The following is a 7657-nucleotide window of genomic DNA, read 5'->3' on the forward strand; positions in this document are numbered from 1 at the left end:
TATAAATAAAATATGTTTTGCTATAAAATATAGCAATATGATTGAAAAAATAATTATTAAAGGTGCAAAAGAAAATAATTTAAAGAATGTAGATGTTACCTTACCAAAAAACAAATTCATTGTTTTTACCGGATTAAGCGGTTCAGGAAAATCTTCCCTTGCATTTAATACTATTTATGAAGAAGGAAGAAGAAGGTATGTTGATAGTTTGTCAAGCTATGCTAGACAATTTTTAGGTGGAACTAAAAAACCTGATGTTGAAAGTATTGAAGGATTAAGTCCTGCAATTTCTATTGAACAAAAAACTACTCATAACAACCCTAGAAGTATAGTTGGTACTGTTACTGAAATTTATGATTATCTAAGGCTTTTATATGCAAGAATTGGAAAACCTTTTTGTCCTACTCATAAAATAGAAATTACTGCACAAAAATTAAAGGATATTATTGGCTCTGTTTTTAAATATCCAGAAGGTGAAAAAATTTATATTTTATCACCAGTCGTAACTAATGAAAAAGGTTCACATCAAGTTTTACTTGCAAAATTAAAACGTGATGGTTTTTTAAGGGTCAAGATTAATGGAGAAATTTTTGAATTAGACAAAGATATTAATCTTGATAAAAATAAAAAATGAACAATTGAACTTGTGATTGACCGTTTGGTTTTATCACCCGACCAATTAAGTAGAGTTTCTGAAGCAATTGAAAATGCATTAGAATATTCAAATGGTCTTGTTACTATTGAAGCTTTATCAAAAGAGAAACGAACATTTTCTATTCAACATAGTTGTGAGTATGGCGATTTTGATATGCCTAAGATTGAACCAAAATTGTTTTCTTTTAATGCTCCTGCTGGAATGTGCCCAAACTGCAAAGGGTTAGGATATTTACAAAAAGCAAGTTTTGACTTAATTGCACCTGACAAAAATTTATCAATTAATGAAGGAGGAATTAAATATTATAAAAATTTAGTGGGAACGCAAAATCTAGAATGACAAGAGTTTGCCAATCTTATGGATTTTTATAATATTGATTTAGATACACCTCTTAGAGATTTTTCTGATGAAGAACTAAATGTTATTAAATATGGCTCATATGAAGAAATTCCTATGGTTAGGATTTCAACTTCTGGCAATAGATATGAAGGAACTAGATTTGTTGAAGGTATTTTACCAAAAATTGAACGTAAATATATGGAAACTGTTTCAGAAGAATATAAAACTTACTATAAAAAATATTTAACAGATACACTTTGTCCGGAATGTAAAGGACAACGTTTGAATAAATATGCACTAGCTGTTAAATTAGATAAATTGAATATTTTTGAACTTTCAAACAAATCAATTGATGAATTATTACAATTTATTGAAAATTTAAAACTGACCGAATATGAACAAGAGGTATGTAGCTTAATTTTAAGTGAATTAAAACATAGACTTGAGTTTTTGATTAATGTTGGTTTGAATTATTTAACATTAAATCGAAAAGCTGAAACTTTAAGTGGTGGAGAAGCCCAAAGAATTAGATTGGCTACACAAATTGGTTCTGCCTTAACTGGAGTTTTATATGTTATGGATGAGCCATCAATTGGACTTCATCAAAAAGATAATCAAAGACTTATTAATTCTTTAAGAAAAATTGTTGATATTGGTAATACTTTAATTGTTGTTGAACATGATGAAGAAACTATAAGAGAAGCAGATTATATTGTTGATATTGGACCTGAAGCCGGTGAAAAAGGCGGGAAAATTGTTGCATATGGCTCACTAGAAGATATTTGTAGTGCACCTGAATCAATAACTGGTAAATATTTATCGGGCGTATGACAAATTGATGTGCCAAAAACTAGAAGAAGTGGAAATGGCAAGATTTTAACATTAAAAAATGCTACAGCGAATAATTTAAAAAATGTAACAGTTGGTTTTCCCTTGGGCAAATTAATTGTTGTAACAGGAGTTAGTGGTTCAGGAAAATCATCACTTGTTAATGAAGAATTATCAAATGCATTAAATAAATATTTAAATTCTGCTGCATATGATATTAGAGACGATAAAAAACTTGCTGGACAAATTAATGTTGATGCTTTAATTTCAGTAAATCAATCACCAATTGGAAGAACACCACGCTCAAATCCAGCAACTTATACATCTTTATTTGATGATATCCGTGAAATTTTTGCAATGGTAGAAGAATCTAAAGAAAAAGGTTTTACCAAATCTAGATTTTCATTTAATGTGCCTGGTGGCCGCTGTGACAAATGTTATGGTGATGGTGTTTTAAGAATTGAAATGCATTTTTTACCTGATGTTTATGTAGTTTGCGACCATTGTGATGGTAAAAGATATAATCTAGAAACTTTAGAAATTAAATATCATGGTAAAAATATTAATGATGTCTTAGAAATGACAGTTGCAGAAGCTTATGCATTTTTTATAAATCGTCCTAAATTAAGAACAAAATTACAACTTTTAATGGATGTTGGCCTTGACTATATTAAATTAGGTCAATCATCAACTACTTTAAGTGGTGGAGAAGCCCAAAGGGTAAAACTTGCAACTTATTTGCAAAAGAAGCCTACTGGTAAATCACTTTATATTTTAGATGAACCAACAACAGGACTACATACTCATGATGTTAAAAAGTTATTATCCGTTTTAAATCGAATTGTTGACAATGGAGATACCGTTTTAGTCATTGAACATAACCTAGATGTCATTAAAAATGCTGATTTTATTATTGATTTAGGTCCTAATGGTGGTAAAAATGGTGGTCAAATTGTAGCAACTGGAACGCCTGAACAAGTTGCTAAAAATGAAATATCATATACTGCTGAATATTTAAGAAAAATTCTAAAGTAGATAAAGTATAATTTTTATTGCTGCGTACGTTTCGAATTTCATTTTGCGTACCAGCATTTTTTATTTTTAAAAAATCCGGGAAGTTCTCCCAGATTTTGTTTATTTTGCATTTTGCATTGAACGCATAACTTGTTTAACTTGAGCCTCAGAAGCCTTACGGCCCATTTGAGCAAACATAACACGAATCATTTTTTCAGTGATTGGTGGATTTTCTTTTAATTGTTTATCATATTTTTTCTTAGTAAAAAATAATCCTCCAACGAAACCACCAATTGCTGCTAGAATTGGCAAGATAACTAACAACACAATTCCTCATGTAGGCATTTTATTTCCCCTTCCATACGGTTTTTCTTAAAACAATGTAAATAATAAAAGGTATTATTAGAAGTACAAGAATACTTATGAAAAATATTTTAGCATAAAATCTATGAGCCTTAGACTTCTTTTCTTGCAAATCATTGTAATCCATTACTTCATTCCCAAAAAATGATTGAATATCAACAAGTCTCTTTTTTCTAAAAATTGTTAACGCAATATGCAAAATCAATGAAACTAGCATAATTGCGCATAAAACATAAACAACAGCCATTGGATTTTTAAAAGTATTGTCAATTCATTTTTTGAAATGCAAACCTTTTCAATCAACGTCTTTTAAACCATAAAAAATTAATGTAAAAAGCCCCACATAAAAGATTATTGCAACAACAAATCAGGTTCTTCTAACTTGTTTCATAATCAATTTACGATATAGTAAAGTAATAAAAGGTGGGGTGCTAATAGCCCCTCTTCGAATACTTTCTCTATAAAATACAACACTGCGAGAAATTCCAATTAGTTCAATTAATTCAATAATAAACATATAAATTGAAAGACCTAATAAAATTACTGGAATAATATAATGTCCTCATTTAACTTTTCCATCATTACTAAATATTTTTGGAGCTGCAGCAAAAAGAATACAAAATAATAAACTAAAAAAAGCAACAATACTTGAAATGATAATTGAAGCTAGTTTGACATTTCTTTCTAGACGGAAAACTTTATAAATTCCATTAGGAATAATTCCCTCGGGATCAACTAACTTATTTTTAACACGATCAGAAGATAATGCCTTAGTTTGCAATGTTTCGTAAGCAATACGATTTGCAGTTGTTTCAGTTGCAAATTCAGCTGACCTTTGAATTGAACCACTTACAATAGGTTTAAGTGCCATTTATTGCTCCTTTTTCTTTGATGTATTTGTTTTTAAGATTGCTAAGAATGCTTCTTGAGGAACATCAACGGTTCCGATTGATTTCATTCTCTTCTTTCCACGTTTTTGCTTTTCTAGTAATTTTTGTCTTCTTGTAACATCCCCACCATACAATTTTGCAGTGACATCTTTTCGATAAGCTTTGATAGTTTCTCTTGCTATTATTTTACTACCAATTGCTGCTTGAACTGGGATTTCAAAGTTTTGTCTTGGGATAACTTCTTTTAATTTTTCTGCTAATTCCCTACTTTTATTATAAGCAAAATCTCGATGAACTATCATTGCTAATGCATCAATTTTTTCACCATTTAGTAGAATATCAACCTTAACTAAATCAGATTCTCTAAGTCCAATATAGTCATATTCAAAGGATGCATATCCCTTTGAATAACTCTTCATTAAATCAAAAAAATCAAAAATAGTTTCATTTAATGGAAGCTCGTAAATCAATCTACGTCTTGTATCATCAATATATTCAATATCAACATATTTGCCACGTTTTTGTTGACAAAGTTCCATAATAGGACCTAAATATTCTTCAGTTAGAAAAATACTTGCTTTAATATAAGGCTCTTCTATCATTTTGATTAAACTGCGATCAGGAAATAAAGAAGGATTTGTAATATATTGCACATCTCCATTAGTTAAAGTAACAACAAATTCAACAGATGGAGCGGTTGCAATAATATCTAAATTAAATTCTCGTTCTAATCTTTCTTGCAAAATATCCATATGTAATAAACCTAAAAACCCAATTCGAAAACCAAAGCCTAATGCTTTTGAAGTTTCAGGTTCTCAATTAATTGATGAATCTGATAAACTTATTTTTTCTAAAGCGTCTTTTAATGCATTGTAATCTAAAGTATCTACTGGATAAAAACCAGTATAAACAACAGGTTTTAATTTTTTATAACCAGGTAATGGGTATGAAACTTTATTATTATTTAATGTGACTGTATCACCAATATGAATATCTTTAACGTTTCTAATCGAAGCTGCAATTCATCCAACTTCCCCAGCAGAAAGTTCTTCTTTTTTAACATCAAAAGGATTTTTGACTCCAAGTTCAGTTACTGTATAAACCTTTTTTGAAGCCATAAAATAAATTTCATCACCTAATTTGACTTTACCATTAAAGATTCTAATTAAAACAACAACACCACGATAATTATCAAAATAACTATCAAAAATTAATGCTTCTAAAGGTTTATTGTCATCTGCTTCTTTAGGGGCTGGAATTTTATTAATAATTACATCAATGACTTGATCAATATTTTTACCAGTTTTTGCTGAGATTAAAATTGCATTTGAAGCATCAATACCAATCACATTTTCTATTTCATGTTTAACACGTTCAGGATCAGCAGACACTAAATCAATTTTGTTAATAATTGGAATAATTTCTAAGTTATGTTCCATTGCTAAATAAACATTTGCTAAAGTTTGTGCTTGAATGCCTTGTGTTGCATCGACTAACAATAATGCACCCTCACATGCTGCTAAACTACGGCTGACTTCATAAGTAAAATCAACATGGCCTGGTGTATCAATTAAATGAAAAATATAGTCTTTATATTTAATTTGGATGGCATTTAATTTAATTGTAATTCCACGTTCTTTTTCAAGTTCCATTGAATCTAAAATTTGTGGTGTACTTTGTCTTTCATCAATAGTTCCGGTAAATTCCAAAATACGGTCAGCTAGTGTACTTTTACCATGATCTATATGTGCGATGATTGCAAAATTACGAATTTTAGATTTGTCCATATGTTTTTACAATTATATTTTAAAATGTTATTTTTTTCTTATAAAATAGTAATAGCAAAGATTAATTTTATTAACTTAGAAAGAAAATAATATGTTGTACATTCTTTATAATTCAAATTCTAAAATAGGTAAGAATAAAAGGAATATTTTCAAAATTTTATTTGATGCTGTCAAAACTTTTCAAGATGATAATATTAGAATTAAAGATATTGCAACAACAATTAATAAAGAAGAATCTGTAAAAAATATTAATAAACAAAAAGACATTATTGTGATTGTTGGTGGTGATGGAACATTGACAAGATTAGTTGATAAATTTTATAAATATATTGACTTAATTCCCAAAGTTTATGCTTATAAAGCGGGAACTGGAAATGATTTTATTAGAAATATTATTAAAAGTGGCTATACATATGAACACATCAAAAACAAATATTTTTTAATTAATCCATTTTTAGAAAATTTACCAAAAGTTGAAATTAATAATGAAACTCACATCTTTTTAAATGGAATTGGAATAGGCCTTGATGGCTTTATTTGCAAAAAAGTTGAAGAACAAAGAATAAAAAATGGTAAACAAAATTTCTTTAGATCATCAATTCAAGCATTTAAAGAATTTAAACCTTATCCCAAAATAGAAATTACAGTTGATGGCAAAACTGAAACATTAGAAAATGTTTGGTTAGCTTCAATTATGAATGGAAAATATTATGGTAAAGGAATGAAGATAGCACCTTTTGCTGATATTAAAAGCAACAAACTAAATTTAATTGTTATTGATAACATTACTAAATTCAAATTATTGTTCTTTTTCCCAACAGTTTATTTTGGAAGGCATATTAAAAACAAGTTTGTAAAATCTTATGTGGGAAATAAAATTTCACTTAAATTATATGAAAAAACATATGGGCAAATTGATGGCGAATTTCAAGAGAATATCACCGAAGCTACTGCTTACAAAGACTTCAAAAATAAGATATAATCTTAAATGTTCGATGGTTGCTCGAGTGGTTGAAGAGGTTAGTCTCGAAAACTAATAATGATGTTAAGTCATTCAAGGGTTCAAATCCCTTACCATCGGCCATTTTTTTATTTTTTAAAGTTGAAGACAATAAAATTTATATTTTTACCTGCTAAGTTAAATTTGATTTCATAATCAGTTAAATAATTTTTAAAATCATATTCACATTTATTATGCAAATCATTTGTGTGATAAATTATATTTGCATTAACAGCCAAAAGTTCTTCTAATGCAAATTGGTATAAATTATCATTGTCACTTTTAAAAAATATTTTTCCATTCTCAGACAATATTGACTTATATAATTTTAAAAAATCTCTATATACTAGACGTCTTTTGAAATGTCTTTTTTTAGGCCAAGGGTCTGAAAATGTTAATCATATAGTATCAAATTTGTTATCAAAATATTCAAGAATTTTGTTTGCATTACCAATTAAAATGCGCATATTATTTAATTTCAAATTTTCAATTTTCTTTAAAGCAAATAATGCAGGAGTTGCATATTTTTCAAGGCCAATAAATTGCATTTTAGGATTATCCAAAGCCATTTCAGAAAGCATTTTACCTTTTCCCATTCCAATTTCTAATGTGGTATTTTTTTCAATATGAAAAGGAAAATTTTTGATTGAATAATTTGAATCATTAATTAATTGTAAAGCATTTTTATTATGTCTTAATCTCATAGTAAGAATTGTATCAAAATAGTTACTTATGTGATAAACTAAAAATAGAACATATTTAATTTTGCTTAGGATTTAGT

The 7657-nt window shown here is 28.2% G+C and carries 6 protein-coding genes and 1 tRNA gene; 3 read left to right on the plus strand and 4 right to left on the minus strand.

Features of this window, described 5'->3' with window-relative positions; all coding sequences use genetic code 4:
- Positions 1 to 37: 37 nt before the first annotated feature.
- A complete protein-coding gene (uvrA, locus tag EXC60_RS07005; RefSeq protein WP_129619935.1) occupies positions 38 to 2857 on the plus strand; it encodes an excinuclease ABC subunit UvrA in 2820 nt (939 codons plus the stop codon).
- A 99-nt stretch (positions 2858 to 2956) separates the two neighbouring features.
- Here uvrA and EXC60_RS03240 read toward each other — a convergent pair whose 3' ends face one another.
- Genes EXC60_RS03240 through lepA form a run of 3 tightly spaced genes read right to left on the minus strand, consistent with a single transcriptional unit; the run spans position 2957 to position 5876 of the window.
- The gene (locus tag EXC60_RS03240) at positions 2957 to 3181 is read right to left on the minus strand and encodes a YneF family protein (protein WP_024543919.1); all 225 of its coding nucleotides are present in this window, start codon (positions 3179 to 3181) and stop codon (positions 2957 to 2959) included.
- A 1-nt stretch (position 3182) separates the two neighbouring features.
- Positions 3183 to 4070, minus strand: coding sequence for an MSC_0882 family membrane protein (locus EXC60_RS07010; RefSeq protein ID WP_024543920.1), 888 nt, complete (start codon positions 4068 to 4070; stop codon positions 3183 to 3185).
- The gene (lepA, locus tag EXC60_RS03250; RefSeq protein WP_024543921.1) at positions 4071 to 5876 is read right to left on the minus strand and encodes a translation elongation factor 4; all 1806 of its coding nucleotides are present in this window, start codon (positions 5874 to 5876) and stop codon (positions 4071 to 4073) included. It abuts the gene before it with no gap.
- 91 nt (positions 5877 to 5967) lie between these two features.
- On the opposite strand from lepA, the gene EXC60_RS03255 reads away from it, so the two are divergent.
- Both EXC60_RS03255 and EXC60_RS03260 read left to right on the plus strand, forming a co-directional pair.
- Positions 5968 to 6858 carry a diacylglycerol/lipid kinase family protein gene (locus EXC60_RS03255; protein ID WP_024543922.1) on the plus strand — a complete coding sequence of 297 codons (891 nt, stop codon included), beginning with the start codon at positions 5968 to 5970 and terminating at the stop codon, positions 6856 to 6858.
- A gap of 11 nt (positions 6859 to 6869) precedes the next feature.
- A tRNA-Ser gene (locus EXC60_RS03260) sits at positions 6870 to 6960 on the plus strand.
- 5 nt (positions 6961 to 6965) lie between these two features.
- On the opposite strand, the gene trmB is transcribed toward EXC60_RS03260, so the two are convergent.
- On the minus strand, positions 6966 to 7580 hold the full coding sequence (trmB, locus tag EXC60_RS03265; protein WP_024543923.1) for a tRNA (guanosine(46)-N7)-methyltransferase TrmB: 615 nt from the start codon (positions 7578 to 7580) through the stop codon (positions 6966 to 6968).
- Between the last annotated feature and the right edge of the window lie 77 nt (positions 7581 to 7657).

This window comes from Metamycoplasma salivarium (assembly GCF_900660445.2).
GTDB lineage: Bacteria > Bacillota_I > Bacilli_A > Mycoplasmatales > Metamycoplasmataceae > Metamycoplasma > Metamycoplasma salivarium.